Origin of the sequence: Sinimarinibacterium arenosum, assembly GCF_005047655.1 — a bacterium.
Classification (GTDB): Bacteria; Pseudomonadota; Gammaproteobacteria; order Nevskiales; family Nevskiaceae; genus Solimonas.
This window is the reverse complement of record NZ_SUKF01000011.1, coordinates 1-24,611: the sequence shown is the minus strand read 5'-3', so window position 1 is coordinate 24,611 and position 24,611 is coordinate 1. Positions and strand designations below refer to the sequence as shown.

Sequence of the window (24,611 nt, the reverse complement as noted above, 5' to 3'; positions counted from 1 at the left end):
CCGCGCGCCCCGGCTACTGCGCGATTCAGTCGGCGCGGGCTCGAAGCGGTTCAACGGGACCGCTTCGGCTCAGCCACCGCTTCTCCGTACGGCAGGATTACGCGCAAGGCATCGTTGCGGAACACCGCGAGCGGCCTGCTGCGATCCATGCCCAGCGCCTGCACTGTGCGCGCGGCCGGGCCATCGCCGGTGATCTTCAGCACGACCGACCCGGCGCCGCCGAACCGCAAGCGGCCGTGCGTCGGGATCACGGTGTGTATGAGCTTGCCCTTGAGGATGGAGAACGTCGTCACCGTGAACGCGTCGACACCGACGCCGTGGCCGCTACGATGGTCGAACGTCAGTTCGCCATCCAGCTCGATGTGAACCGACTCGCGCGCGAAGTGCGTGGGAATCGGCTTCACGTATTTGGGGTAGCCCCAGAACTCGACGCCGGCGGCGCGCGCCAGCGGCGTGGTCACCGGCAGGTTGACGACGTAGAAGCCGGCATCGGGTTCCCGCTCCGGATGGCGCAGCAGCCGCCACAGCGACGGCGACGTCTGGCGGCGCCGCACCAGGATCACCAGTCCGATCTCGTTGTAAGCGCCGGCGCTGGTGTCGCGGTATTCGAATGCGACGAAGCCGGCGATCGCCTTGCCGAAGACCGGCATCGGTTCCAGCCGCCCGTCCGGCATCAGCGCCGCCGCGTCCGCGAGCGGCACGCGCCAGAACGCAAACACCTGGCTGGCGTCCTCGTACAGGATCGGCATGTCGCAGCGCCCGGCCGAGCAGTGCGCCTCGACCTGCGGCGTTGCCGCGAGAAATGGATGCGAGTAGCGGTTCGCCGACTTGCGTGCGCCTTCAGCGTTCATGGCCGTGCCTCGTTGAGCAGGATGGGGTTCATCAGGCAGGCGCCGCCCTTGATCGCCAGCGCTTCGTTGCAACCGTCCTCGATCAGCGCGGCGCGCGCATCGCGCAGCAGCTTCTCCAGCGGAAACTCGCGCGCCAACCCGGCGCCGCCGAAGATCTGCAGCGCCTCGCTGGCGACTTCGAACGCGGTCTGCGTCGACGTGATCTTGCTGGCGATGGAGCCCTGCAGCGCGGGACGGCCCGCGTGCAGCGCGTTGTAGCGCATCGCACTGCGATTGAGCGCGCGCGCCGCCTCGATCTTGCGAAACATGTGGAACAGGCGTAGCGGACGTTCTGATGGCGGATCAGCGGCGCGCCGCCCTGGCGGCGCTCGTGCACGTAGGCGAACGCATGCTCGTAGGCCGCCCGCGCGACGCCGACAAACGCCGCGCCCATGCCGGCGTTGGCGTGCGCGAGCGTCAGGTACACGGCGCGCGCATAGTCGTCCGGCCCGGCAACCAGGCAATCGCGCGCGACCCGGACGTCGTCGAAGTAGATCTCGCCCTGCGGCAGCGCACGCTGGCCGAGCTTGTCGAGCGGCTTGCCGCGCGACACGCCCGGCGCATCGAGCGGCACCATCAGCACGCAGCCGCCACGGACGGCGCCGCCTTCCTCGTATCCGCAGAACAGGATGCAATGTGTCGCCACCGGGCCGTTGGACACCCACGCCGATTTCTGGCCGCGGATCACCAGCTCGCCGCCGTCGGCGGCGGCGACGCAGTTGGGCCGGCGTGACACCCCACCCGCCGCAGAGAGCGCGCCGTCGTAGTCGAGCATGTCGGTGCCGTGGTCCGGCTCGGTGATGCCCCACGCACCGAGCCCCTTGCCGCGCCAGCGCTGCGCGAACTCCGGTCGGTTCAGCAGCAGCGCAACCACCGACGGCAGCATGCCGGCACCGAACGACACCGCCAGGCCCGCGTCCCCCCAACCCAACTCTTCGAACAGGATGCTCTGCAGCTCCGCCCCTTCTTCGGGCGGCAGTTCGTGCAGCGTCAGCGCGTCGATGCCGAAGGCGGCGAACTGCTGCAGCACCGTCCAGTACGGCGAGCCGGCGGCAATGACGGCATCCGGCGCCAGGCGGTCGAGCTGCGCCGCCGCCGGCCGCATCACACCGTGGGCGAAGCGGTGCGCGACGTCCGCCAGCGCAGTCTGCGCGTGCGACAGCGGTCCTTCGAGACCGCGCGCCGGAAGATCGACGCGCAGTGCCGCACCCGGTATGACTGCATCATCCATGTCCCGACCTCCTGGACGCAGCTTTCGTCCGGACGAACCTACGCACGCGCGCGGTCCAGGATCTTGATGTATGTCAAATCGGCGCCGCGCCGAACACCTGCGGCCACAACGCGTCTACCTTGCGCACCACGTCCTCGCGCATCACGATCGGCTGGCCCCAGGCGCGCGTCACCTCCGGCGCCGCCTTGCGCGTGGCGTCGAAGCCGAGCTTGCCGCCCAGGTTCGGCTCGGGACTGGCGAAGTCCAGGTAGTCGATCGGCGTGCGGTCGAGAATCAGCGTGTCGCGCGCCGGGTCCATGCGCGTCGACAGCGCCCACATGACGTCCTTCCAGTCGCGCACGTTCACGTCGTCGTCGGTGACGATCACGAACTTGGTGTAGGTGAACTGGCGCAAGTAGGACCAGATGCCGAGCATCACGCGCCGGGCATGCCCCGGGTAGCGTTTGCGGATCGACACGCAGGCGATGCGGTACGAGCAGGCTTCCGGCGGCAGATAGAAGTCGACAATCTCTGGAAACTGCTTCTGCAGCAGCGGCACGAACACCTCGTTGAGCGCCGCGGCCATCACTGACGGCTCGTCGTACGGCGAGCGGCCCATGTAGGTGCTGTGGTAGATCGGCGCGTCGCGATGCGTGATGCATTCGATCGTGAACACCGGGAACATGCCCTGCGCGTTGTAGTGCCCGGTGTGATCGCCGAACGGACCCTCCAGCGCCTCTTCGCCCGGCTCGATGTAGCCCTCCAGCACGATCTCGGCGCTCGCCGGCACCTGCAGGTTGTGGGTCAGGCAGCGCGCGACCTCGCTGCGCGCGCCGCGCAGCAGGCCGGCGAACTGGTATTCGGAAATCGTGTCCGGCACCGGAGTAACGGCGGCCAGCGTCGTCGCCGGATCGGCGCCGATCGCCACCGCGACCGGGAAACGCTCGCCGGGATGCGCCTCGCACCAGTCCTGGAAATCGATCGCGCCGCCGCGGTGCGACAGCCAGCGCATGATCACCTTGTTCTTCGCGATCACCTGCTGGCGGTAGATGCCGATGTTCTGCCGCTCCTTGTACGGCCCGCGCGTAACGACGAGACCGAAGCTGATCAGTGGGCCGGCGTCTCCGGGCCAGCAGGTCTGGATCGGAAAGCGGCTCACGTCGACCTCGGCTCCGCGCAACACGTTCTGCTGGCACAGCGCATGATCGACGGCGCGCGGCGAGGTGTGCAGCGCGTGCCGCAGCTGCGGAAAGCGCTCGATCGCCTCGCCGAGGTCGCGCGGCCACTGCGGTTCCTTGAGGAAAGCCAGCAGCCGGCCGAGCTCGCGCAGTTCGTCCAGCGATTCGCGGCCCATGCCCAGCGCCACGCGCCGCGTCGTGCCGAACAGATTGCCCAGCATCGGCATCGTGCCGCCGACCGGATGTTCGAACAGCAGCGCCGGGCCGCCGGACTTGAGCGTTCGCTGACAGATTTCGGTGACTTCAAGATTCGGATCGATCGGTGGCGCGACCCGCTTGAGTTCGCCTTGCAGTTCGAGCAGCTGCAGGAACTCGCGCAGGCTGCGCAGCGGTGCGACACGCATCGTGCTTCTCGCGACGTCGGAGGGAAAAAGCGGGAATCCGGGGCCCGGAGAGTTGGCGCGCTACTCCGGCGGAGGAGAATGAGTGCCCGGGATTCCCTGGACGCAGATACTAAAACCGGTACAGCAGGTACATCTTGACCTACGTCAAACGGCGACAGATCCGCCGCTGTTAAGATCCGCGCCCTCCTCCTGCCGCGGTACGTGAGCGCGATCCATGCAGCCAGCCCCGCAGCCGGGCCAAATTGAACTGGTCTGCCCGGCCGGCAATCTGCCGTCGCTGCAGGCGGCGGTCGACAATGGCGCCGATGCGGTCTACTTCGGCTTTGCCGACGACACCAACGCCCGGCATTTTCCCGGGCTCAACTTCAACACAGACACCGCCGCGCGCGGCGTCGCCTACGCGCACGCGCGCGGACGCAAAGCGTTTCTGGCGATCAACACCTATCCACGGCCGCGCATCTGGCCGCGCTGGCGCGAGGCGGTCGATCGCGGCGCCGAACTGGGCGTCGACGCGCTGATCGTCGCCGACTTCGGCCTGATGGAATACGCACGCGAACGTCATCCCCAACTGGCCCTGCACCTGTCGGTGCAAGGCTCGGCGACCAATCAGCAGGCGCTGCGTTTCTACACGGAGCGCTTCGGCATCCGCCGCGCGGTGATTCCGCGCGTGCTGTCGGCGACGCAGGTGGGTCGCCTGGCCGCACAAAGCCCGGTGCCGCTGGAAGTGTTCGGCTTCGGCAGCCTGTGCATCATGGCCGAGGGGCGCTGTCATCTGTCCTCGTATCTGACCGGCGATTCGCCCAACATGAGCGGCGTGTGCTCGCCGGCCTGGGCGGTGCGCTGGGAGCAGAACGGCGCCGCGCTCGAGGCGCGACTGAACGGCGTGCTGATCGATCGCTATGGGACCACCGACCGCGCCAGTTACCCGACTTTGTGCAAGGGGCGCTTCGAAGTGGATGGTCACGTCTTCCACGCGCTGGAGGAGCCAACCAGCCTCAACACCCTGCAGATCCTGCCGCAGCTCGCCCAGGCCGGCGTGCGCGCGATCAAGATCGAGGGCCGCCAGCGCAGCCCGGCCTACGTCGCCCAGGTCGCGCGGGTCTGGCGCCAGGCGCTAGACCTGCTCGCGCGCAGCCCGCAGGGCTACGCCGCACGCAGCGACTGGATGCGGGCGCTGGCGGCCCTATCCGAAGGCTCGCAGACGACGCTGGGCGCGTACCACCGGCCCTGGCAGTAAGACATGAAGATCTCTCTCGGACCCCTGCTCTATTACTGGCCGCGTGCCGCGGTGTTCGACTTCTACGAGCGCGCGGCGGTGTCGGCGGCCGACATCGTCTACCTCGGCGAGACAGTCTGTTCCAAACGGCGCGAGCTGGGCCCCGAAGACTGGCTGGCCATCGCTCGCACGCTCGCGCGGGCCGGCAAGGAGGTCGTGCTGTCGACGCTGGTGCTGATCGAGGCCGAGTCCGAGCTGGGCGTGCTGCGGCGCTGCTGCGACCAGGACGAGTTCATGGTCGAGGCCAACGATGTCGGTGCGATCCAGCTGCTGGCGCAGCGCGGACGGCCGTTCGTCGCCGGCCCCGCCATCAACAACTACAACGCACGCAGCCTTGCGCTGCTGCAGCGCAGCGGCCTGCGCCGCTGGGTGATGCCGGTGGAGCTGCCCGGCGACGTGCTGCGCGACATCGTGAGCGATCTGGACGCGGCAAGCCTCAAGGGCGCAGTCGAGACCGAAACCTTCGCCTACGGCCGACTGCCGCTGGCGTACTCGGCGCGCTGCTTCACCGCGCGCGCCCACAACCTGCCCAAGGACCAGTGCGAGTTCCGCTGCCTGCAGCATCCGCAGGGCATCGCGCTGAAAGCGCAGGACGGCCGCGCGCTGTTCACGCTCAACGGCATCCAGACGATGTCCGCGGCCATCCAGAACCTGGGCTCACAGTGGCAAGCGCTCGCCGACCGCGGGGTCGACGTGCTGCGCGTCAGCCCGGAAACGCCAGACAGTCTCGATGTCGTCACCGAACTGGCGCAGGCGATCCGCGAGGATCGTCCTGCCGGGTCAACCGATGGCGCCGACATCTGCAATGGCTACTGGACCGGCGCAGCCGGGATGCTATGGAACACGACCGAATCCGCATGAACCGACTACCCCTTCCACCGCTGCCACCGCCTGGACGATGGGTCCCATTTCCGCTGCAGAAGCTGGCGCTCGAGCGCGCACTGGCCATCGCGTTCCGCGAGCCTCTGGCCGCCGGTGCGCTGGATTTCCTGCGCGGGCGCTGGGTTGCGATCCGCATCGAGGACGCCTGTATCGAGTGGTATGTCACGCGCGGCTTTCGCGGGCTGCGCGTGATCGCCGGCGGTGTCGCGCCCGATGTCAGCTTCCGCGGCCGGCTCCGCGACTTTGCGCTGCTCGCCAGCCGGCGGGCGGATCCGGACACGCTGTTCTTCCAGCGCCGGCTGTCGGTGACCGGCAGCACCGAACTGGGACTGGCCTGCAAGAACGTGATGGACAGCGTCGAATGGGACCGCTGGCCGCCTCTGCTGCGCCGGCTGGTCGACGGCGCCGAGCGCTTGAGCGCACTCGCCCTCGGAAGCGGACGAAGCTCGCTGTAGGTCGGGCGAAGCGACGGTACGCCCTCACCAAGGGAGGCAAGGCCGCCTGGCCTGCGCTGGCTCAGCCTGGTGGTGCGTACCTGGCATCTACGTAAACCCACGCCGTGCGCCCCGAGGACAGTGGCGCAGCAACCCGCATGTACGAAGGCACTTCGTACCGATCGGCATGCTCCAGCTCTTGTGCGGTGACCTCGAACACGGTGCCGCCGACTCGCGCACCGGCGTCGCCGATGTACTTCACGATCGGGTGGTGCGTCTTGCCACTGGCTCGAACGACCTCCGGATCGCCGATGGCGACCAGGGACTGTTCATAGCCAACCAAGGAGTCCGGACTGCCGGAAAGCTCTCGACCGAATGTCGCCAGCTGAACGTCTGACTGCTGCAGGGTGCCGTAAGAGAAGAGCAATGGCATGCGAGGAGATGCTCGCTCCGAGGAGACATGCGAGATGCCTTGCAGCGGCTCGGTGCCCTGTCCACGCAATCCCGCTAGAGGCTGGCCGGTGGGACTCGTCGCGAGACATGTTCGAGACCGTCGAGGTCGACGATGTGCATCACCCGGTGGTCGAGCTCGATCAGGCCCTGCCCCTGGAAACGGGCAAGAACCCGGCTGAGGGTCTCGCCGGCGATGCGCAGGTGGTTGGCGATGTCCGCACGTGGCATCGGTAGCACCACCCGCGTGGACAACTCGCCGCGCGGATGGACGCGCATCGCCAGACCGAGCAGGAACGCGGCCAGACGTTCTTCGGCCATGTAATCGCCGATCACCGCCATGTTGCCATTGATCTCCTTGCACATCAGCCGCATCAACTGCCGCGCCAACGTGCTGACGTCGGAGGTCATCTCCATCAGCGCCTTGTACGGGAAGATGCAGACCGAACTGACCGTCAGCGCGCTGACGCTGCACTGATGGACCCCCGCGTGAACGCCATCCAGGCCAATCAATTCACTGGGCAACTGAAACCCGATGACCTGCTCGTAGCCGTCGCAGTCGATCGCGGTGGACTTGAAGGCGCCGGTGCGCACGGCGTACAGCGCCTTGAGCGGCTCGCCGGCATGGAACAGGTACTGCTTGGTCTGCATCACCCGACCGATGCGCATCACGCTGTCCAGCCGCTGCGCCTCGTCGAGCGGCAGACCCAGCGGCAGACAGAAGCGACCGCGCGGACATCGACTGCAGAGGTGGTCGGGAACGACCGCTTCCTCGGATTGCTGCCAAGCTCCGGCCGTCAGCACGCTCGAATTCATTTCATTCAGACAATATGCATCTATTGGCAATGTCGTCGGAATCCGCCGGCGCCTCATTGACCTAGATCAAAGAACTCGCTCATGCGTCTGCGCTACGCGTTGCATCTCTTGATCCAGATCAAAGCCGGCACGCAGCGGCACGCTATGGTTGGCGCTCGCGCCGCTCAATCAGCCGGCGCCTGAGGTCATTTCCGGACGACTGCAACGGCCATGTTGGACACACATTCAAACGCCACGGCCTCCAGGACGGGCGAAAGCGCCGCAAAACCCCTGGTGTTTGCCTGTGCCGGCTGCTCCCACGTCGCGCGCCTGAGCTACGACCTCGCACGCGAACTCGATCGCCGCGGCATCGCCGAGATGTCGTGCCTCGCCGGCTTGGGTGCATTGAAGCCCGCATTCGTCAAAGAGGTCGCGCGGCGCACCACCTGGGTGATCGACGGCTGTCCGATCGAGTGCGGCGCTGGGGTTTTTGCACGAAACGGACACGCAATCGGTCGGCACATCAAGCTCCACGAGCTCGGCTTCCGCAAGTACGGCGAGATCGCGCAGGACTTCGACATGGGCGGCTTGATCCGTCGTCTGTAGGCGCCTGTGTGAACGGAGCTGCGCCGGTGAACGAATCCAACCCTGATCCAGCGCGCGGGGCACGCGACTTCCTCGCACCGCTGTTCCTCGGCTCTTACGGCGAAAATGACGACGCCTTCGAGAGAATCCTGATCGAGTTCCTGCGCGACCACATTTATTGGCGACGCAACTTCCACCCGGAAGACCCGCCGCCGATCTCGACTTGTGCCGCCGACTCCGCGGAATACCGCGACTTCATGGCGCGCATGCGCCGCGAACTGCACCTGCTGAGCGCGGCGCTGAAACACTCGGTGCCGTTCTCCAGCCCGCGCTACATCGGCCACATGGCCTCGGATCTGCTGCTGCCGGGCCTGATCGCCCAGATGACGGCGCTGCCCTACAACCCGAACAACGTCGTCGACGAGGCGGCGCCGGTCACCGTCGACATGGAGATCGACGCCGGCCTGCAGCTCGCACGCATGCTCGGCATGCCCGCCGACGAGACGCGGTGCCCCAGTGCCTTCGGCCACCTGACTTCCGGTGGCAGCGTCGCAAACTACGAGTCGCTGTGGCTGCTGCGCGCGGTTCGCTTCTTCCCGCTCGCGGTGCGCGCGGCCGCGCAGCGCTGCGGCTGCGACTTCGACTGCGGCGACCGGCCGCTGAGCGCGCTCGACGACTGGGCGCTGTTCAACTTGCCGCTGGACCAGGCGATCGCGCTGCGCGCCGCCTGTGAGACGCATCTGGCCGCCGACGCCGACCGGTCTCGGGCGGAGGCACTGGCGCAGGCGATCGAGGCCGAGCGCATCGAGACGCTGGGCGTCGCCGAATTCTGCGCACGCCACCCGAAATGTCTTCCGCCGGTCGTGATCGTGCCGGTCACGGCGCATTACTCCTGGGACAAGGCGATGAAGCTGCTGGGCCTGGGCACTGCGAACCTGTGGCGCATTGCCACACGCGGCATGCGTCTCGATCCAGCCGCGCTGGACGCGGCACTGGCGCGGGCGCACTTTGAGCAGCGGCCGGTGCTGTGCGTCGTCGGTGTGCTCGGCACAACCGAGTTCGGCACGATCGACCCGATCCATCGCATCGTCGCAGCGCGGCAACACTGGCAGGCGCGCGGCCTGAACTTCGGCATCCACATCGATGCCGCCTGGGGCGGGTACCTGGCGAGCATCTTCCGCGCCGAGGACGGTTCGCTGCGCAGCCACGAACAGGTGCGCGCGGACTTCCGCTACTTCCCTTCGCACGAGGTCTACGACGCCTTCGCCGCGCTGGGCGACGCCGACAGCGTCACCGTCGATCCGCACAAGCTGGGCTATCTGCCTTACGGAGCGGGCGCGCTGGTGTGCCGCGACCACCGCGTGTTCGATTTCGTCGCGCAGGACGCGCCGTATGCGTTCTCCGCTCCCGCGGCGCCGACTGCCCACGATCCGCGCGCCCGGTTCCGCGCGCTGGGCCGATACATTCTCGAAGGCTCCAAGTCCGGCGCCGCCGCCGCCGCGGTTTACGTCACGCACCGCACTCTGCCGCTCGACCATCGCCATTTCGGGCGCCTGCAGCGCGAATCTCTGCTCGCCACTGAGTACTTCTTCGACCGCGTGCGGACGCTTGCCGACGCCGTCGCCGACGTGGCGCGCCTGATCCTGCCGTTCGAGCCGGACAGCAATCTGGTCTGCATCGCGATCAACCCGCTCGGCAACAGCTCGCTGGCGCGCATGAACGACTTCACGGAGCGGATCTACGGCCATCTCAAGGTGGATCGCCAGCAGCCGGTGCAGACGCGACAGTTCTTCGGTTCGTCCACGCGCCTGTCACGCGCCGCGCTCGGCGGGACCGACAGCCAGCGCATCCTGTCGGCGCTGGGCATCGATCCGGCCACATTCTGCGACCGCCCGGGCGTCGACGAGCGTTCGGCCGACAGCATGCTGATCCTGCGCCATACGCTGATGAACCCGTGGCTGCGCGACGCGCCCGCCGGTACGAACTACCTGGACCTGTACTGCGATTACCTCGCCGGCCTGATCCGCAGCGAACTGCGCGGCGGCGTCAGCCCGCCAGCTTCCGGGACACCGCCGCCGGCAACGTGAAGCGGAACACCGTGCCGCCGCCCGGGTTGGCCTCGGCCCACAGCCGGCCGCCGTGCGCGCCGACAATCGTGTGCGCGACGCACAAGCCGATGCCGCTGCCATTGGGCTTGGTCGTGACGAACGGCATGAACAGGCGCTCCTGAACCTCCTTCGCGAGCCCGTCGCCGCTGTCGGCTACGGCGACTTCCAGAGAGCCGTCGCCCGCCCGCGCGGTGCGGATCGACAGGTCGCGCCGTGCGCAGCCGTGGACGGCTTCAATGGCGTTGCGGGCCAGGTTGAGCAGCACCTGCTGCACCTGCGTGCGATTCATCAGGCATGGCGGCAGATCGGCCGCCAGATCGAGCGTGGCATGGATGCCCAGCTGCCGGCTGCCGATCAGCGCAAACGCCGCGACTTCCTCGACCGCCGCATTGAGGTCATCCGCAGTACGCTCAGTAGAGCCCGCCTTCATCATCCGCAGCACCTGGCGCGGCACTTGCGCGGCGCGGTTCGCCTGCTCGGTCACCTTCGCCATCAGCTCGACAGCCTCGCAGCTGCCACCCTGCTCCGGCGGCGGCAGCAGGCGGCGCGCCGCGGCGACGTAATTGCAGACTGCCGTGAGCGGCTGGTTGAGCTCATGGGCGATCGCGCTGACCATCTCGCCCAGCTCGCCGCGGCGAGCGATGTGATAGAGATTCGCCTGCAGCTCCTGGATCCTGCGCTCGGCCTCGCCTTCGTCGTTGCGCAGCCGCATCAACGCGCCCTTATGGAGATAGCACAACACCGCAGTCAGCCACACGATCGCCAGCGCCATCGTGCGGTTGGTCAGCACGATCCACTGTTCGGCGCCCGGCGGCGAACCCCAGTAACCCATCGCGGTCAGCGCGGTGCCCAGCGCCGCCAGCGCGAACGGTGCGCCGCGCCATGGCAGCCACAGGCTCGGCAGCACGAGCGCAACGTAGAGCATGCCGTCCGCGACACCGCGCGGCGTCGTCAGATCGAGCGCGAGACTGCCCAGCGCGATCATCGCGCACAGCATCAGGGTCACCGGCAGCATCGCCGCGTGCGCAAAGCCGGCGATCGCGCGCATAGGGTCTTCCGAACGGTCCCGCATACCGAATTCTACGGCGACCGCCACAGCCCGCGCATCGTCGCCGGCGCCCACTCAGCTGGTCTCCGTTTCCGGCGGCCGGACGCGGCGCAGCAGGGCGCGGCCGGCCATGCGCAGCTTCATGCGCGCGGGCATGCGCGCGAAATTGGACTTGATCACGCCCTGGGTGAAGCGCGTCGCTTTCGAGTAGTCGATGTTTACATCGACGATAACCGGCCGGTTCTGACCCGCCACGCGCAGGGCCTCGCCGATGACCGCTCCCACGTCGTCGTTGGTTTGCATCGAAAGGAAGGCCGCGCCGGTCGCCTCCGCCACGCCGCGAATCTGGATGTCCGGCAGTATCGAACAGGCCTTGCGGTTGTACGGCAGCTTCTGCGCCTGCGCGATCTGCGAAAGCTCGCCGTCGTGGAACACGAAGTACACAATGCCCAGCTTCAGCTCGGTAGCCGTCAGCGTCTCCATGCAGGTCATCAGGAAAGCGCCATCGCCGACGATGCCGACCACCTGCTGCTGCGGATGCGCAAGCTTCGCGCCGATCGCCGCCGGCACGCAGTAGCCCATGCAGTTGAAGTCGGTCGGCGAGATGAAATGGCGGTTCTTCAACACCGGGAACAGCTCGGCGACCAGGAAAGTGTGATTGCCGTCGTCGGCGACGACGATCGCGTCCTCCTGCAGCGCCGCGCGCAGGCGGTCGAAAAATCGCGCCGGGTTCACGCGCGTACCACTGTCGTGCGCGAGCCACTCGGCGTGATAGCGGCTCTTATCGTCGCGAATGCGGGCGCGCAAGGCGTCGTCGGTGCGTGGCGCGGCCGCGTCGGTGGCGGGCATGTCTGCGAGCAGCCGCTGCAGCACTGCGCGCGCATCGCCGGCGATGGCAACGTCGGCCGGGTAGTTCACGTTGAATACGTCCGGGTTGATGTCGACGTGAATCAGGCGCCAGCTCGGCCGGATGCCGTAGCTGCCGGTGGCGATCTCACCGAAGCGCACGCCAACGGCAAGCAGGCAGTCGCAGTGCCGGAACGCCTCGGTCGCGGCCGGCACTGCGGCCGGACCGAAGCCCATGCCGGTATGCAGCGGATGCGAAGCCGGGAACACGCTCAAGCCCTGCAGCGAGGTCGCCACCGGCGCGTTCAGGCGCTCGGCCAAGGTGATGATCAGATCACTCGCACCGTGGGCGCCCCAGCCCAGGAACAGGCCCGGCTGGCGCGCGTGCGTGAGCAGATCCACGGCCTGCGCGATGGCCTCATCGCACAGCGGTGCAGCGGCAGGGTTCGGCGTATACGGCGCGGGTTCCTCGACCTCGGCCGGAAACAACTGGATGTTGACCGGAATCTCGACGAACACCGGGCCAGGTTCGCCGCTGATGGCAATCCGGTAGGCCTCGTACAGCGTCGGCACGATCTCGGCGTGCGTACGGATACGGTAGCGCGCCTTCGTGTAGCCCTCGACCAGCCGCATCTGATCGATCTCGTGCACCTGGTAGTGGTAAGGACTGTCGGTGCGCACGCCGCCGGTGATCACCAGCATCGGGATACCGTCGAGAAACGCCTCGGCGATGCCGCTCGAGGCCAGCGTGACACCGGCAGCCGGCACGATCACCAGCGTGCCGATCGAGTCGGAGGTGCGACTGACCGCGTCGGCCATGAAGGCCGCGCCGCCCTCGTGCGTCACGCGCACCGGCCGGATCGTCGCCGAGTCCACCAGCTCGTCGTACAGCTCTGTGTTGTGCACGCCGGGAATGCCGAACGTAAAGCGCACGCCCAGCTGTTCGAGGGCGAAGCGCGCGAGTTGAGCACCTGTCTGTTTCATGTGGAAACTCCTTCAACGTCACGAACGACCGGCTTTGGCGCACGCGACTGGATGGCAGCGGGCGTACCGGCAGCGATGGCCGCGGCCGCCGCCTGGCCGGTGAGGATGCAGCCGCTCAAACAGGTACCCTCCATCGAGCGCTTGCCACTGCTGCCGCCGCCGCCGAAGCCGGCAGACTCCCCGACTGCATACAGGCCCTGCAGCGGCATGCCGAAGGCGTCGAGCACGCGCCCGCCCAGATCGGTCTGGATGCCACCCAGGGTCTTGCGTGTCACCACGCGCAGGCGGACTGCAATCAGCGGCAAGGCTGCCGGGTCGAGAATGCGCTGGAAGCGGCAGGTGCGCACACGGTCGCCGAGCCAGCGGCGCAGCTGCGCGATGCGGCGCAGCTGGTCGTCGTTGTGGAAGCGCGGCCCGCGCGAGATGTTGTCGTCGTAGCGCCGGATCTCCGCTTCCAGCACACCTGCGTCCACGTCAGAGCTGCCGGCCAGCTGATTCATCTTTTCCGCGAGTTCACTGACCGACTTCGCGGTGACGAAATCGGCACACTCCATCACCATCTGCCGGATCAGACGCGGATTCCCAGAGAGGATATTCACGAGGAATGACATGAACCGCCGATCGCGGATATCGGGGTTGTGCTCCGCGCCCGACACTGCCAGCTCTCGCGCCGCGATACGCCAGTTCAGCACCTGCCACGAATACGGCTTCTCAAGCGCCGCGACGCGCTGTACCAGATGCCGAGTGTCGAAGCCGGTCACCAGCGGCTCCGGCCCGATGCGCACGCCGCGGTGATCCATCCATAGCGCGGACTTGCAGGGAATCAGGCTAAGGCCGTGCCCGTCGAAACGTGGCCGCGGATGGCGCACACCGGCGGCATAGTTCCACATCTGGTCGAGGTGTGTGACGCGGCCGCCGAGTGCAGCCACCGCATCATGCATCGCGCCGTCGGCCTCCGGGTGCGAGCCGTTGAGCAGCATGTCCGGCGCGGCACCCCAGTCGCGCGGCCAGTTCGCGCGCACCCTGGCCAGATTGCCGGTAATGCCGCCACTGGCCACGACGATGTGCTCCGCATCGACCGCGAACGCGCCGCCGTCCGCGGTCTCTCCCGCGCAGCCGGTGACTGCGCGCCCATGGTAAGTCAGCTCGTGCACGGTATGGCCACAAAGGACTTGCAACCGATTGCGCTGTGGATGCTCCCGCAGCGCCGCGACCAGCACCTGCGTCAGGTGCCGCGCGGTGCCCCAAACGACGTGGTAACGCGGCACGCTGTTGCCCGGCCGGTACCAGCCGCGCTCGACCCACTGGACTGCCGGAAAGAAACTGACACCGTAGCGCCTTAGCCAGTCGTACACGTCCGGCCGGCAGCGCTCAACGTAGTACTCAGCCCACTGTCGCGGCCAGTGATCGTCGGCGTCAAACTCTGCAAAGCTGTGCCAGTCCGCCAGTGCCAGCGTCCGAGAATCGCGCACACCTTGCAGGCGCTGCAACGGCGTATCCACTAAGTGCACGCCGCCAAACGCCTCATTGGCAAGCCCACCGACCCCGTCCGCGCCACCGCGCTCAAGTAAGAGGACGTTCCGATTCCGATCGAGAAGTTCGAGAGCTGTGACGACACCAGCCAAGCCCCCTCCAATGATCGCTGTTTCGGTGCGGTACCGCATCTGTGGCCCATCAGTCTCTGCTGACAACATGTCTTTGGTTTGCGCACGCTGCTGCGTCAGCGAAGGGACAGACAAGGCTGGATACTGATGGCATTAGCAACGACCGGTGTCGGGATGCCAACCACTCTAGGTGACCTGCCTTTGCAGGACTTGACCTAAGTCAATCGGAATGCTCTCAACGGTGCGTTGAGTGGGGGGGATGGCTTGAATCGACCGGTGCAAACACTCCGTGGGCGCACATGACAACCGGTTGAAGAGCTGCATCAGCGTCTAGGCCATCAATCGCATTGGTCCGTCTTTCGCTTCAGTCGAAGCGGCGATACGTCACATCTCGACGTATATGGCCCGCGCCGCCGTCAGAGCGATTGCCGTCTCACAGACAGACCTGTCAGCGCTCGAACGAAACGTTGCTAGGCCCGATAACCGCAGGGAATCACAATAACAGCCGTTACGCCACGGCGAGGGAAATCCCCCTCGCCTCGCGCCGATTTCCCTCTACGATAGGGTGCCCGTCCTGGGCGATATCGATGGAGTGATGAGGCATGGCTACGGCCAAGAAGAAACCTGCTGCGAAGAAGCCCGCTGCCGAGAAGGCGGTGAAAAAGGCTCCCGCGAAGAAGATCGCCAAGAAGGCGCCGGCCAAGAAGGCCGTCAAGAAGGCCGTCAAGAAGGCCAAGCGCAAACCGAACCCCGCGCTGATGGTGCCGTTGACGCCCAGCGCGACGCTAGCCGAAGTCGTTGGCAGCAAGCCGCAGGCGCGCGGCCAGATTGTCAAGAACCTCTGGGCCTACATCAAGAAGCACGGCCTGCAGGACGGCAAGAACAAGCGTCAGATCAACGCCGACGAGAAGCTCAAGAAGGTGTTCGGCGGCAAGGCGACCGTGAACATGTTCGAGATGACCAAGCTGGTCAGCAAGCACATTAAGTAAGCGCCGGCCGCGTACCTCCAAGGCTCACTTGGAAGCAGCCCCCGGGGACGATGCCGCTCCCGGGGGTTCGTTGTTGCTGGACACGTAACTTATCGGTGTCCCTCATGGGTCGTTGTTGCCGTGCCTGTCGTCAGCTTGGCTTACGGGATCCATTCGCCCGAAGAAGCGATCGCCGCGTGCATGGCGTCAGGAGCCAAATCGATGTCGCCCGGCCACGACACAGCTCCGAGTTCGACGTGAACGTCCCCGAACCGAGCAGGATCCGAGAGTGCCGAGAAGATGCCGGCGCTGTCAGAGTGAATTAGCCGCTTCATCCGAACGACGCCTGCAGTTCCGTCGTTGAAGACCACGCGCAGGCAGTAATCCGGCAGTACCTCGACCGAACGCACGCGCCATGCGGCAGCCGGTCGCGTGGCGACCACAGGTGCGGTGTGATCCTCTGCCTCCCGCTCCGTCGCGCCGGTGTCGGCCGACAGGAAACGAAGGCGCCGTCGCAGGTGTTCCAGAACGCTTGCCCACGTCGGAAACCGACTGGAGCCGAAATGAAGCACCTCGCCCTCAAATCGGTCCTGCCCTTTTCCACTGATGTTGTCGTCGATCAGAACGTCGCCGCGCAGCAGCGACTTGTCGGACGCCAGGATCAGGCGCTTGGCCAATGGATAGTCGAACACCTTCTCGACCCAGATGCGCTTCTCCGAATAGCACGCCGGGTTGCGCGTCGACGGCGCCGACAGGATCCATACGTCGAGTCTAGGATTGCTCCGCAGCTCGGCAACCGCCTCTATCGCCCCTGGGATTACGCGGAGCGAGGCGAACAACCCGGGGATGCTCTGCGGAAAAGCGACGTCAGGGTGCGTGCGTGCCGCTTGCTGATATGCAGCGGCGATGTCACAGAGCACGCCGTCCATGTCGATGAAGACGCGTAGCTGCGCATCGGCGGGGCGCGGTCGCCGGCCCTGCTTAGCTTCGCCGTCAGGCGGTAGCTTCGGTTTCATCGCTGATCCCGAGGTAAGGCGACGTACGCATGGATATCGGGGACGCAGCGATCGCAGGCAGTGAACCACCAGCCCGCCAACACTCGACGGGTGACCTGGGCCGACGGGTCAGTGGCGCCACACCGGCTGCAGGTTTGCAGCGATGCCGTCTGCGCCTCTCTGATCTTCGCTTCCAGCGTCGGGGCGGCCGGCACGGATCCCTCTTCGCCTGCGCTCGTGAACGAGGTCGCGCCGTCGGCGGATTGGAATTCCGCGCGCAGGGCCACTCCTTCGGCGTACATCCGCAGTTCGCCGAACTTTTCCTTGATCTGGTGCCAACGGACGGGAATCCCGTGCTCCGCTACGTAGGCGCATACGCCGGCGACCAGTGTGTGCCAGCCGTCAGGCCAGCGGAGACCGAGATTCTGGCCTTGGAACTGCTCGGGATAGCGGGCCTTCAACTCGGCGTCGTGTTCAGCGAAGTGCGCGTAGAGGTCGCCAGGATGGACGGCCTTGCCGGCCGTCGCGACCCCCTCACCGTCATTCCCTGCTGGGCCGCTCATAGATCCACCACGAAGAGCCCGTCGGCGCGGAAGTCGGGGATGGCGTCGCCCGCGCACCCGAGCTGATTGGTGACGACGCGGACGCCCTGCACGCGCGCATCGACGTTGACATGGGTATGGCCGTGCACCCACAACCGGACCGGGCTGCGCAGCAGGTGGCACATGGGGCGGACCGTCCGATCTGCATCAAGCTCGGATGACGGCGCGGTCATCGGCGCGTTGTGCGTGACCACGATCAGTGGCCGGTCGGCGGAACTGATCTGATGGTCCAGCCAGCGGACACTTTTCACGAACTCCTTAGCCTCAGTCTGTGCGAACAGCGTCTGCCAATCGCGGAACAGCTCCGCGCTGGTCCACTCATCGATGGACGAGAAGTTGGCCCACAAGGTCGTGCCCAGCACCCGCACACCGCCGATGTCGAGCGTATCCCGCTCGAGAACGGTGACGGTGGAGCCGCGGGCGACGTGTTGGCATTCATCGATCAGTCCGTTGTAGGGAGTACCGTCGTATTCGGCGCTCCCGAGCACGTACACGACGCGCGTGCGGCGAAAGGTGTATTTCGCCCAGTAGACGCCTTCGGCACCCAGGCCGATGTTGCCGGCAAGAATCACCAGATCGGCATCGTCCGGCGGCGTGAACTCCAGAGGGTTTCGGCCGGACTCGAAGTGCAGGTCCGAGAAGATGCGGATTCTCATGGCGCTCAGACGTCCAGCTCGAAGAGGCCGTCCTCTCGGAAGCCCTGCGCCGGGGTGCATGGGTAGCCCCACTGATTCGTGAACACCCGCACGCCGTTGACCTGCCGGTCGACGTTGTGATGCGTGTGGCCATGGACCCAGACCCGGATCGGCGGTCGGATCAGGTCGTCGCACAGGCTGTGCGATGCCGTGCTGTTGATCTGGCCCGCGAACAACGGATGACCCGTGCGCGCCGTTGGCGCATGGTGGGTCACGACAATCAGCGGTCCGCGCGCGGCCTGGATCTGCTGCTCGAGCCACAGACGGCTCTGTGCGTGACGCGCCATTGTGCGTTGCGGACGCAGTGGCGCTGTCCCGTCCCGGATGACCGCGTAGTCCCCCAGCTCATCGCGCGCCCAGTCGACGCAACGTTTGATGAGGGATTCGCCCACAGCGGCGAAATCCGTCCAGAGCGTCGCCCCCAGAATCCGGACGCCTCGAAAATCCAAGACGTCGTTCTCCAGCACGTGGACACTGGTCCCCCGGGCTGCCGCGCGGCATCGCTCGACGAGATTCCCGAATTCCTGGTGGTAGTACTCGTGATTGCCGAGCACATAGACCACCGGGCGCCCCGCGAAGCGATTCGTGGCCCACTCGATCGCGCCTGTACCCACGTCGATGTCGCCGGCGAGGATCACCAGATCCTCGCCGTAGTCCGTCCCGAACACCGGGTGGAAGCGACCGAGCTCGAGGTGGAGATCGCTGTAGATCCGCAGCTTCAGCATGCGCGGCCACGCGGAATCATCTGGATCACTTCTAACTGCGTTGCCTGCCGCCCTTCTTCGTGGTGGGCGGTGCCGATCGCTTCTTCCGACCCTTGGACTGGGACTTCCTGTCGGGCGCCTTGGGTTCGGGTGTGTCGGCGACCGGGTCAAGCACCTCTGCGGTTTCCAGGGCAGCCTGCAGCTTGTCCATGCTCAGCACGTATGCGATCGCGCGCATGAACTGAAGGTAGCCTTCGAGTACGCCGCCGTGCCAGCGAGACCACAACTCGTGGATGGCGTTGGCGTCCGCGGAATCCGTCTTGAGTTCGACGATGGGACTTTCGGGGCACCCCGGAACGTTCATTCGCACGAGTTTCTCGCCGGCGTAGGTGTCCGGCAGAAACAATCCGTGGAAATGCGCGTCGTCGATGGTGCCGATGACGGAAAGCGTGTAATCACACGCCTCCGGCAGGCGATAGTCGAGGAGCAGCGGGATCGCTCGGCCGCGACGCAGGGCTTCCGCGAGATCGGCGGGCAGATGATCTGAGGACGGCATGGTGTCTCCGGGTTGATAGCGAGAAAGGAAGGTGTGCCACTGGATGATCAGCGGGTCGAAACGTCACTCCAGCTCCGGTTGGGAATTCCCGACTGGTTGCGTGGCGTCAGAGTCCGGCGCCGAACCGGACATCGCCGGCGTCACTTCACGAACCGCGACGGGTTCGGGTTCGACGTCAAAGGCGCAAGAGATTTCGGCCGGCAAGTACGGACCGAAATCCGGCGTGCCCGCCAGCCTGACGACGTAGTACCAGCCATCGATGTCCTCCAGGACGCGGAGAACCTGGGTGGGCGAACCGCGCCGTCGGAATGCGAGGTGTCGGCGAAACTGAAGCCCGGAGAAGGAGGCATTCATCACGGGCCCGATCGCTTGAGTCGCTGGGCCTCGGCGATCAACTCGGCGCTATGCCGCTCCCAGAGTTGATCCGCCAATTCGTGGCCCAGTTGCTCGTCGGCGACGTCCAACCCAAAGATCCGGTCCGCCATGGGCGGTACGAGCAGATACGAGGGCGCCACCGCGTAGTAGCTGAGGGCACCACATCGGGCGACTACGACCACTTCGCCGGTCGCCGGAATGCCGTACTGCGCCCAGACGACTTCGGGTACCTGCTTGTCCTGGCAGCTTTCGGCCTGAGGAATCACCTCGCCGCGCGAAATGCGTTGCTCGACATCGGAGCCTGGCGTCGCGCCAAAGCGCATGTGCTCCGGCGTCATGACCCGGCCTCAACTGAGCAGGGTCTACCAAAGCGCGGCGAACAACGGCTTGTGAGCGGAGCAATATGCACGGTCGAATCTCGAGCCTGTGGGCTGGATGGATTTCGACCGCATTCCCAGACTGCCTGCCGCGGCTTCGGGCTATCCGCTGGCACATCGACAGGCGACTCAAGCGCTGGGGGCGCCGACCGCGAGATTATTCCCTACTGGAAATATCCTGTCGAGCCCGAAAGACGCCTGTCTTCACTTTCTGAGCAGCTGATCCGGCGTCACGCCCAATGCGCGAGCAAGCTTGTCAAGGACGTCGATGGACACCGACTTGGCCCCGGATTCCAGCTGGCTGAGGTACGACTGCCCCATCCCTGCTCGAGCGCACAATTCTTCCTGGGTCAAACGTTTCTCTTGGCGCAGGCGCCGTACGTTGACCCCCAGGAGTTCTCGTAATTTCTTGGCCGGCCTCCGCATGGGAGGCTAGCCTCAGGGCAAGGGACTAGACGGTCTATTTCCAGTTGGGAATAATCTACAAGCCGGCGCGAGCGGAGCGTGGTGCCCGGCCCTTGGATTCCGAGCGGTCAGCCCGGAGGGAAGCCAATGGGCGCTCTGCTGCGGTCGAACACTGTGGGCCCGTTGGTCTGGAGGCGTCATCAGTGTCATTCCGCTTGGTCTACGGCGATCACGAACTCTCGGTCGAGATCCCATTCGAGCCTCACGTCGAGGATCGCGTGCTCGCCCTGCTCTCGAAGAAATCGGACAAGCCCGGCCCGGACCGGGCCGCCACCGAGTTCATCCAGGGACTCGTGGCTATCGTGACCGACATGCTCGAGCGAGCGCCGATGCCACCCAGTGACAAACAGGTCCAGTACGCAGTACAGATCGCGCGAACGCTCAATCTGGAGCTGCCGGCGGAGGTCCTGCAGTTACGAGAGTCGATGAGCGCATTTCTGGACGAGCACTCACCCGAGTACCGCCGACGCCGATCGACCGAGCGCGGTGACTTGGGCCCCTACCCTCGTTAACGTGCGCTATAGAGCTGATTGCTTTGCCGCGTCGGATATGAGGCACAACTCCAGTGATGCCGCGCGGCCGTGGTCCGGCCGCAGCAGCACTCCAAAGTCGCGGATAACTCCGCGGTCTCCGAAAGCCAGCACGCATAGCTCTGCGGATCAGCCAGCTCGCAGCTGGAATCCCCTACGTTTCCGCAAATCTTCCCTTGGATAGGCGCTACGTGCATGATCATCGAGCTGCGGCGGTTGTGGACGAAGCGACAGATCCCAATGCTTCAGAATTTGCGAGCGGCCAGGATGGAACGAGTTGAGCGCTTCTACTTGATCGACCAACTACTGCGCTCTCAAACCGGGGGGGTATCTCGAAACGCGCTTCTCGATCGACTCGGAATTTCACTGCCGACATTCAAGCGCGATCTGGAATACATGCGCAATCGATTCTGGGCGCCCATCGTGTGGGACAGCAGTACGGGCAAGTACCGATTTGACTTCGCGCAGGCTGGCGCTGACCGCTACAACCTCCCCGGGCTCTGGTTCAGTCCACGCGAGGCGCATGCGTTGCTGGTTCTCGAATCCATGTTGCAGCAGATTCAACCGGGCGTGCTCACCGAGCATACGTCCCCGTTTCGAGTGCGGCTCGAGAAGTTGCTCGAGAATTCGATCGATGATCGCGAACAGCTTCGGCGTCGAATCCGCATTCTGACTATGGGCGGTCGCGCCGTCGACTTCGCCGGCTTCAGCTTGCTCGCGCATGCCGTGCTCAAGCGCAGGCAGATCCACCTGAAGTATGAAGTGCGCGCCAGGGGCGAACTGACTGAACGTACTGTCTCGCCACAGCGACTGGTTCACTATCGCGACAACTGGTATCTCGATGCTTGGTGTCACTTGCGTTGTGGACTTCGCAGCTTCGCAGTCGACGCGATACAGGAACCTTCTCTGTTGGATAAGAAGGCCAAGAGCGTACCCGACAAAGCGCTTGATCGAGAGCTCGCGAGTAGCTACGGGATCTATTCCGGACAACCAGACAACCTCGCCGTACTCCGTTTCTCGGTGCTGCGGAGCCGCTGGGTGGCGAAGGAAACGTGGCATCCCGAACAACGGGCCGAGATTGCCGCCGACGGAAGGCTGACCTTGCGCTTGCCATATCTCCATGACGACGAACTGATCATGGACATTCTCAAGTACGGCCCGGACGTCGAGGTCTTGGACCCGCCGGCGCTTAGGCAATCCGTTCACGAAAAGCTCTTGCAAACCAGAGCGTTATACGACGCCTGAGCCAGGCTCATCTGGTGAGCCACCCGGGGTGGATCATAGGAAGCTCAGGAAACCGGAACGGGCTTTGCCCGGACTGCAGCCAAGGAGCGTCACATGAGCAAACCGCAGGACCGCACCGTGTATCGCGACAAGGATGGCGACTGGGTCAACAAGCGCAACGACGCCGAACGCGCGTCGAGTCGTCACGACAATCAGGCCGAAGCCGAGAAGGCGGCCAAGGAGATGCTGCGCAATCAGGGCGGCGGTGAGCTGACGGTCATGGGCCGCGACCACCTGATCCGCAGCAAGGACACAATTGCCCCAGGCAACGATCCCCATCCGCCCAAGGATAAGGAACACTGAGCGCCACGACGTAAGGCGCGGCCATGTCCAACAGAAGGGAGCATGCCTTGACCGCAGCCGTGACGGTCGGACTTGCACAGGCCGTCTATGAGCGCAGCTCGGGGCGGGCAACAGCGATGCCTGCTCTGTCGGCTGCGTTGGCTGTGGCGCTCGCGAGTCTGCCGGACTGGCTTGAGCCACCGTGGCATCCGCACCATCGCCAGTTTTGCCATAGCTGGGTGGCTGCCGGTTGCCTGCTCCACGGAGGCCATCGGCTCCTTCTCTGGCGGCCCCAAGATCCTGCGCACGGCGCAATACGCTACCTCAGCCTCATCGGCGTTCTGACATACCTCACCCACCTGGCCTTGGACGCCCAAACGCCAAGATCGCTCCCGTTGATGGGCCGGCTGACAATCTAAAGGCACGAAGCATGTACGACCGCATGGTGTTCAGAATGTTCGCCGCGCCTGCTCTACTCGTCTTGGGCGCGGCAATCGCCGCCATCGTATTCAGATGGTGGATCCCGAGCAGGCTTTCTCATCAGCCCTTAATGAGCGCATTGGTCGAGGCGTCACATCAGGCGGCGACGTACGTGCCGGCCGGATTGTTGCTCTGGTCGGGGATCCTCGCCTTCGGTCAGCTCCTCGAGCTATGGCAGTGGCGTGCGGGTCGAGCGGATTCCTGTCATCACTGCGGAGGGGCTGTCCGGCTTCAGGAAGGTCGTTGGGGGTTCTACTTCAGGTGTTATGCGTGCGGCCGCACCCGCCGTGCCTAGCCGAGCAACATTCGCACGTGTTGCGTTACGGGCACACGGAGCCGCTCGGGCGGATCAAACGCACATCTCGCGCATTCTTCATCTTCTAATCCAGCCTCAATGCAGGTAGCGCAATGGCCAGGTCCGTTACCCCCTCTCAGCTTCGGAACATGATCCGACAGGCGCAGCAAAAGCAGCGTCAGGCGATTGACAAGATCAACCGAGAACTCAGGGCTCACTCGCAACGAGTGAACCAAGCAGTGAGGAACTACAACCAGCAGGTAACGGCGTACAACGCACGCGTACGCGCAAATCGCGATCGCCTCGCCAGAGAGCTTGCGCGGCTGAGTCGGCCCACGGCTTCGTCTCGACAGGTGACGCTGCGCGTTTCCTTCAATGCTGTGCATAGAGCCTATGAGTGCTTGGAGCGAGCCGCGGATGCCGGACAGCTGGATCAAAAATACAGCGAGATCCTGGATTTATCCGAACGTGAGGCTGCAAATAGCGCCGGGCTGGTGAACGCTTTTGAAGGTGACGCAGAACAGACGTCTGGCGCCGCTCCAGACGAGCCGGCCAGCCCGGTGACTCCCTTCCTTGAGATCATCTCATCCGAACTTGCTGATCGTTGGCGCGGCGCCCTGTACTCACTGAGTCCGCGCAATCCCGACGCTGCGAGGCACTTCTGCACCAGCGCCCGGGAGATCATCGCGCGCATCTTGCAGACGAAGGCGCCGGACGACGCAGTCGCCGCTGCCACTCCGGATTGCGACCGCACGCCGCAGGGCACTCCAACTCGCCGAGCCAAAGTACGGTACCTGCTTCGAGTCCGCGGGCTGGATCAAGCTGACCTCGAGGCATTCGTCGAGAGCGATATCAGCAACGTTGTCGATCTCTTTGAGGTCTTCAATACCGGAACTCATGGGACAGCGGGCGCTATCAAGCTCACGCAACTCCAGGCACTCCGAAAGCGAGTCGAGGACGGGATCGCGTTCCTATCCCATCTGGTGCAGTAGCAACTTTCCGGCAGATGCGGTGGGAGATCCAGATCGCCAGGAACCTGCCTGCAGAAGTCCTTCAGTTGCGCAAGGCGATGAGGGTGTTTCTGGACTAGCACGCGCCCCGAGTACCGCCGCGCCCCGCTCCCCAGATAGTCGGGGCGCCCTAGCTTAACTAGCGCGAATGTCCTCCCGCACCTTGTCTGTTCGATGGGTTCTACCCCGATGACTCGGACACTTTCGAGAAGGCCGATAATGGCCGCAAGGAGTGTTCATGTCGAAGCGAAGGAAGTTCAGTCCAGAGTTCAAGCGCGGGGCCGTTGAGCAGGCCCGCC

The 24,611-nt window shown here is 65.4% G+C and carries 25 protein-coding genes and 2 pseudogenes; 10 read left to right on the top strand and 17 right to left on the bottom strand.

Features of this window, described 5'->3' with window-relative positions:
- Positions 1–50 precede the first annotated feature (50 nt).
- The 4 genes and pseudogenes from E4T66_RS19860 to ubiD form a co-directional block, all read right to left on the bottom strand.
- Positions 51–851: an acetoacetate decarboxylase family protein gene (locus E4T66_RS19860; RefSeq protein ID WP_136851593.1), complete on the bottom strand. Its 801-nt coding sequence runs from the start codon at positions 849–851 to the stop codon at positions 51–53.
- Positions 848–1,204: pseudogene (locus tag E4T66_RS21890) on the bottom strand (acyl-CoA dehydrogenase family protein); the annotation flags it as partial. The gene E4T66_RS19860 and the pseudogene E4T66_RS21890, both read right to left, overlap by 4 nt.
- A pseudogene (locus E4T66_RS21885) lies at positions 1,165–1,665 on the bottom strand (acyl-CoA dehydrogenase family protein); the annotation flags it as partial. The pseudogenes E4T66_RS21885 and E4T66_RS21890, both read right to left, overlap by 40 nt.
- Before the next feature lie 529 nt (positions 1,666–2,194).
- Positions 2,195–3,682, bottom strand: a complete 1,488-nt coding sequence (gene ubiD / locus E4T66_RS19850; protein ID WP_136851591.1) for a 4-hydroxy-3-polyprenylbenzoate decarboxylase — start codon at positions 3,680–3,682, stop codon at positions 2,195–2,197.
- Positions 3,683–3,923: 241 nt separating this feature from the next.
- Here ubiD and ubiU point away from each other — a divergent pair, with 241 nt between their 5' ends.
- The 3 genes from ubiU to ubiT are packed head-to-tail and all read left to right on the top strand — an operon-like array spanning position 3,924 to position 6,295.
- Complete coding sequence (gene ubiU / locus E4T66_RS19845) at positions 3,924–4,919, top strand: ubiquinone anaerobic biosynthesis protein UbiU (protein ID WP_136851715.1); 996 nt, start codon at positions 3,924–3,926, stop codon at positions 4,917–4,919.
- 3 nt (positions 4,920–4,922) lie between these two features.
- A complete protein-coding gene (locus tag E4T66_RS19840) occupies positions 4,923–5,819 on the top strand; it encodes a U32 family peptidase (protein WP_136851589.1) in 897 nt (298 codons plus the stop codon).
- Positions 5,816–6,295 (top strand): ubiquinone anaerobic biosynthesis accessory factor UbiT, encoded by a 480-nt coding sequence (gene ubiT, locus E4T66_RS19835; protein ID WP_136851586.1) that lies wholly within the window; start codon positions 5,816–5,818, stop codon positions 6,293–6,295. The genes E4T66_RS19840 and ubiT overlap by 4 nt, the downstream gene beginning before the upstream one ends.
- A 61-nt stretch (positions 6,296–6,356) precedes the next feature.
- Here the strand turns inward: ubiT and E4T66_RS19830 are convergent, their stop codons facing one another.
- The gene (locus E4T66_RS19830; RefSeq protein ID WP_136851584.1) at positions 6,357–6,707 is read right to left on the bottom strand and encodes a gamma-glutamylcyclotransferase family protein; all 351 of its coding nucleotides are present in this window, start codon (positions 6,705–6,707) and stop codon (positions 6,357–6,359) included.
- A gap of 74 nt (positions 6,708–6,781) precedes the next feature.
- On the bottom strand, positions 6,782–7,540 hold the full coding sequence (locus E4T66_RS19825) for a helix-turn-helix domain-containing protein (RefSeq protein WP_169577741.1): 759 nt from the start codon (positions 7,538–7,540) through the stop codon (positions 6,782–6,784).
- 210 nt (positions 7,541–7,750) lie between these two features.
- Between E4T66_RS19825 and E4T66_RS19820 the strand changes: the two genes are divergently transcribed.
- Positions 7,751–8,125 (top strand): putative zinc-binding protein, encoded by a 375-nt coding sequence (locus E4T66_RS19820; protein ID WP_136851580.1) that lies wholly within the window; start codon positions 7,751–7,753, stop codon positions 8,123–8,125.
- A gap of 236 nt (positions 8,126–8,361) precedes the next feature.
- Complete coding sequence (locus E4T66_RS19815; RefSeq protein WP_211243043.1) at positions 8,362–10,191, top strand: pyridoxal phosphate-dependent decarboxylase family protein; 1,830 nt, start codon at positions 8,362–8,364, stop codon at positions 10,189–10,191.
- Here E4T66_RS19815 and E4T66_RS19810 read toward each other — a convergent pair.
- From E4T66_RS19810 to E4T66_RS19800, 3 genes are all read right to left on the bottom strand, one after another.
- Positions 10,151–11,260 carry a sensor histidine kinase gene (locus tag E4T66_RS19810; protein WP_169577740.1) on the bottom strand — a complete coding sequence of 370 codons (1,110 nt, stop codon included), beginning with the start codon at positions 11,258–11,260 and terminating at the stop codon, positions 10,151–10,153. The two genes, E4T66_RS19815 and E4T66_RS19810, sit on opposite strands and share 41 nt — an antisense overlap.
- Positions 11,261–11,335: 75 nt before the next feature.
- Complete coding sequence (locus tag E4T66_RS19805) at positions 11,336–13,090, bottom strand: thiamine pyrophosphate-binding protein (protein WP_136851574.1); 1,755 nt, start codon at positions 13,088–13,090, stop codon at positions 11,336–11,338.
- Positions 13,087–14,754, bottom strand: coding sequence for an FAD-binding dehydrogenase (locus E4T66_RS19800; protein ID WP_136851572.1), 1,668 nt, complete (start codon positions 14,752–14,754; stop codon positions 13,087–13,089). The genes E4T66_RS19805 and E4T66_RS19800 overlap by 4 nt, the downstream gene beginning before the upstream one ends.
- 542 nt (positions 14,755–15,296) lie before the next feature.
- On the opposite strand from E4T66_RS19800, the gene E4T66_RS19795 reads away from it, so the two are divergent.
- On the top strand, positions 15,297–15,683 hold the full coding sequence (locus E4T66_RS19795; protein ID WP_136851570.1) for an SWIB/MDM2 domain-containing protein: 387 nt from the start codon (positions 15,297–15,299) through the stop codon (positions 15,681–15,683).
- Positions 15,684–15,823: 140 nt separating this feature from the next.
- Here the strand turns inward: E4T66_RS19795 and E4T66_RS21640 are convergent, their stop codons facing one another.
- From E4T66_RS21640 to E4T66_RS19750, 8 genes are all read right to left on the bottom strand, one after another.
- Complete coding sequence (locus E4T66_RS21640; RefSeq protein WP_211243042.1) at positions 15,824–16,591, bottom strand: 5' nucleotidase, NT5C type; 768 nt, start codon at positions 16,589–16,591, stop codon at positions 15,824–15,826.
- A gap of 83 nt (positions 16,592–16,674) precedes the next feature.
- Entirely contained in the window at positions 16,675–17,220 is a 546-nt protein-coding gene (locus E4T66_RS19780; RefSeq protein WP_136851568.1) for a hypothetical protein, read from the bottom strand.
- Positions 17,217–17,915: a metallophosphoesterase gene (locus tag E4T66_RS19775; protein ID WP_169577739.1), complete on the bottom strand. Its 699-nt coding sequence runs from the start codon at positions 17,913–17,915 to the stop codon at positions 17,217–17,219. Before E4T66_RS19775 ends, E4T66_RS19780 begins: the two co-directional genes overlap by 4 nt.
- Before the next feature lie 5 nt (positions 17,916–17,920).
- The gene (locus E4T66_RS19770) at positions 17,921–18,679 is read right to left on the bottom strand and encodes a metallophosphoesterase (RefSeq protein ID WP_136851564.1); all 759 of its coding nucleotides are present in this window, start codon (positions 18,677–18,679) and stop codon (positions 17,921–17,923) included.
- A 31-nt stretch (positions 18,680–18,710) separates the two neighbouring features.
- Positions 18,711–19,214 (bottom strand): hypothetical protein, encoded by a 504-nt coding sequence (locus E4T66_RS19765; protein ID WP_136851562.1) that lies wholly within the window; start codon positions 19,212–19,214, stop codon positions 18,711–18,713.
- A gap of 63 nt (positions 19,215–19,277) precedes the next feature.
- Positions 19,278–19,568 (bottom strand): hypothetical protein, encoded by a 291-nt coding sequence (locus E4T66_RS19760; RefSeq protein ID WP_136851560.1) that lies wholly within the window; start codon positions 19,566–19,568, stop codon positions 19,278–19,280.
- On the bottom strand, positions 19,568–19,927 hold the full coding sequence (locus tag E4T66_RS19755) for a hypothetical protein (protein WP_136851558.1): 360 nt from the start codon (positions 19,925–19,927) through the stop codon (positions 19,568–19,570). The genes E4T66_RS19760 and E4T66_RS19755 overlap by 1 nt, the downstream gene beginning before the upstream one ends.
- Positions 19,928–20,170: 243 nt before the next feature.
- Positions 20,171–20,392, bottom strand: coding sequence for a helix-turn-helix domain-containing protein (locus tag E4T66_RS19750; RefSeq protein ID WP_136851555.1), 222 nt, complete (start codon positions 20,390–20,392; stop codon positions 20,171–20,173).
- 182 nt (positions 20,393–20,574) lie between these two features.
- Between E4T66_RS19750 and E4T66_RS19745 the strand changes: the two genes are divergently transcribed.
- From E4T66_RS19745 to E4T66_RS19730, 4 genes are all read left to right on the top strand, one after another.
- Positions 20,575–20,943, top strand: coding sequence for a hypothetical protein (locus tag E4T66_RS19745; RefSeq protein ID WP_136851553.1), 369 nt, complete (start codon positions 20,575–20,577; stop codon positions 20,941–20,943).
- A gap of 213 nt (positions 20,944–21,156) precedes the next feature.
- Positions 21,157–22,206: a helix-turn-helix transcriptional regulator gene (locus E4T66_RS19740; RefSeq protein WP_136851551.1), complete on the top strand. Its 1,050-nt coding sequence runs from the start codon at positions 21,157–21,159 to the stop codon at positions 22,204–22,206.
- Positions 22,207–22,299: 93 nt separating this feature from the next.
- Positions 22,300–22,548, top strand: coding sequence for a DUF2188 domain-containing protein (locus E4T66_RS19735; protein ID WP_136851549.1), 249 nt, complete (start codon positions 22,300–22,302; stop codon positions 22,546–22,548).
- Between the two features lie 903 nt (positions 22,549–23,451).
- Positions 23,452–24,294 (top strand): pPIWI-associating nuclease domain-containing protein, encoded by an 843-nt coding sequence (locus tag E4T66_RS19730; protein WP_211243041.1) that lies wholly within the window; start codon positions 23,452–23,454, stop codon positions 24,292–24,294.
- Positions 24,295–24,611: the final 317 nt, after the last annotated feature.

Bases quoted from the DNA above. Each gene is read 5' to 3' on its own strand.
- E4T66_RS19730 (WP_211243041.1), top strand. From the start codon at position 23,452: ATGATCCGACAGGCGCAGCAAAAGCAGCGTCAGGCGATTGACAAGATC.
- E4T66_RS19795 (WP_136851570.1), top strand. From the start codon at position 15,297: ATGGCTACGGCCAAGAAGAAACCTGCTGCGAAGAAGCCCGCTGCCGAG.
- E4T66_RS19815 (WP_211243043.1), top strand. From the start codon at position 8,362: ATGGCGCGCATGCGCCGCGAACTGCACCTGCTGAGCGCGGCGCTGAAA.
- E4T66_RS19780 (WP_136851568.1), bottom strand. From the start codon at position 17,220: ATGAGCGGCCCAGCAGGGAATGACGGTGAGGGGGTCGCGACGGCCGGC.
- E4T66_RS19825 (WP_169577741.1), bottom strand. From the start codon at position 7,540: ATGAATTCGAGCGTGCTGACGGCCGGAGCTTGGCAGCAATCCGAGGAA.
- E4T66_RS19800 (WP_136851572.1), bottom strand. From the start codon at position 14,754: ATGCGGTACCGCACCGAAACAGCGATCATTGGAGGGGGCTTGGCTGGT.
- E4T66_RS19750 (WP_136851555.1), bottom strand. From the start codon at position 20,392: ATGCGGAGGCCGGCCAAGAAATTACGAGAACTCCTGGGGGTCAACGTA.
- E4T66_RS19740 (WP_136851551.1), top strand. From the start codon at position 21,157: ATGATCATCGAGCTGCGGCGGTTGTGGACGAAGCGACAGATCCCAATG.
- E4T66_RS19820 (WP_136851580.1), top strand. From the start codon at position 7,751: ATGTTGGACACACATTCAAACGCCACGGCCTCCAGGACGGGCGAAAGC.
- E4T66_RS19805 (WP_136851574.1), bottom strand. From the start codon at position 13,090: ATGAAACAGACAGGTGCTCAACTCGCGCGCTTCGCCCTCGAACAGCTG.
- E4T66_RS19840 (WP_136851589.1), top strand. From the start codon at position 4,923: ATGAAGATCTCTCTCGGACCCCTGCTCTATTACTGGCCGCGTGCCGCG.
- E4T66_RS19775 (WP_169577739.1), bottom strand. From the start codon at position 17,915: ATGAGAATCCGCATCTTCTCGGACCTGCACTTCGAGTCCGGCCGAAAC.
- E4T66_RS19735 (WP_136851549.1), top strand. From the start codon at position 22,300: ATGAGCAAACCGCAGGACCGCACCGTGTATCGCGACAAGGATGGCGAC.
- E4T66_RS19760 (WP_136851560.1), bottom strand. From the start codon at position 19,568: ATGAATGCCTCCTTCTCCGGGCTTCAGTTTCGCCGACACCTCGCATTC.
- E4T66_RS19770 (WP_136851564.1), bottom strand. From the start codon at position 18,679: ATGCTGAAGCTGCGGATCTACAGCGATCTCCACCTCGAGCTCGGTCGC.
- E4T66_RS19755 (WP_136851558.1), bottom strand. From the start codon at position 19,927: ATGACGCCGGAGCACATGCGCTTTGGCGCGACGCCAGGCTCCGATGTC.
- E4T66_RS19830 (WP_136851584.1), bottom strand. From the start codon at position 6,707: ATGCCATTGCTCTTCTCTTACGGCACCCTGCAGCAGTCAGACGTTCAG.
- E4T66_RS19765 (WP_136851562.1), bottom strand. From the start codon at position 19,214: ATGCCGTCCTCAGATCATCTGCCCGCCGATCTCGCGGAAGCCCTGCGT.
- E4T66_RS21640 (WP_211243042.1), bottom strand. From the start codon at position 16,591: ATGGACGGCGTGCTCTGTGACATCGCCGCTGCATATCAGCAAGCGGCA.
- ubiT (WP_136851586.1), top strand. From the start codon at position 5,816: ATGAACCGACTACCCCTTCCACCGCTGCCACCGCCTGGACGATGGGTC.
- E4T66_RS19810 (WP_169577740.1), bottom strand. From the start codon at position 11,260: ATGCGCGCGATCGCCGGCTTTGCGCACGCGGCGATGCTGCCGGTGACC.
- E4T66_RS19860 (WP_136851593.1), bottom strand. From the start codon at position 851: ATGAACGCTGAAGGCGCACGCAAGTCGGCGAACCGCTACTCGCATCCA.
- ubiD (WP_136851591.1), bottom strand. From the start codon at position 3,682: ATGCGTGTCGCACCGCTGCGCAGCCTGCGCGAGTTCCTGCAGCTGCTC.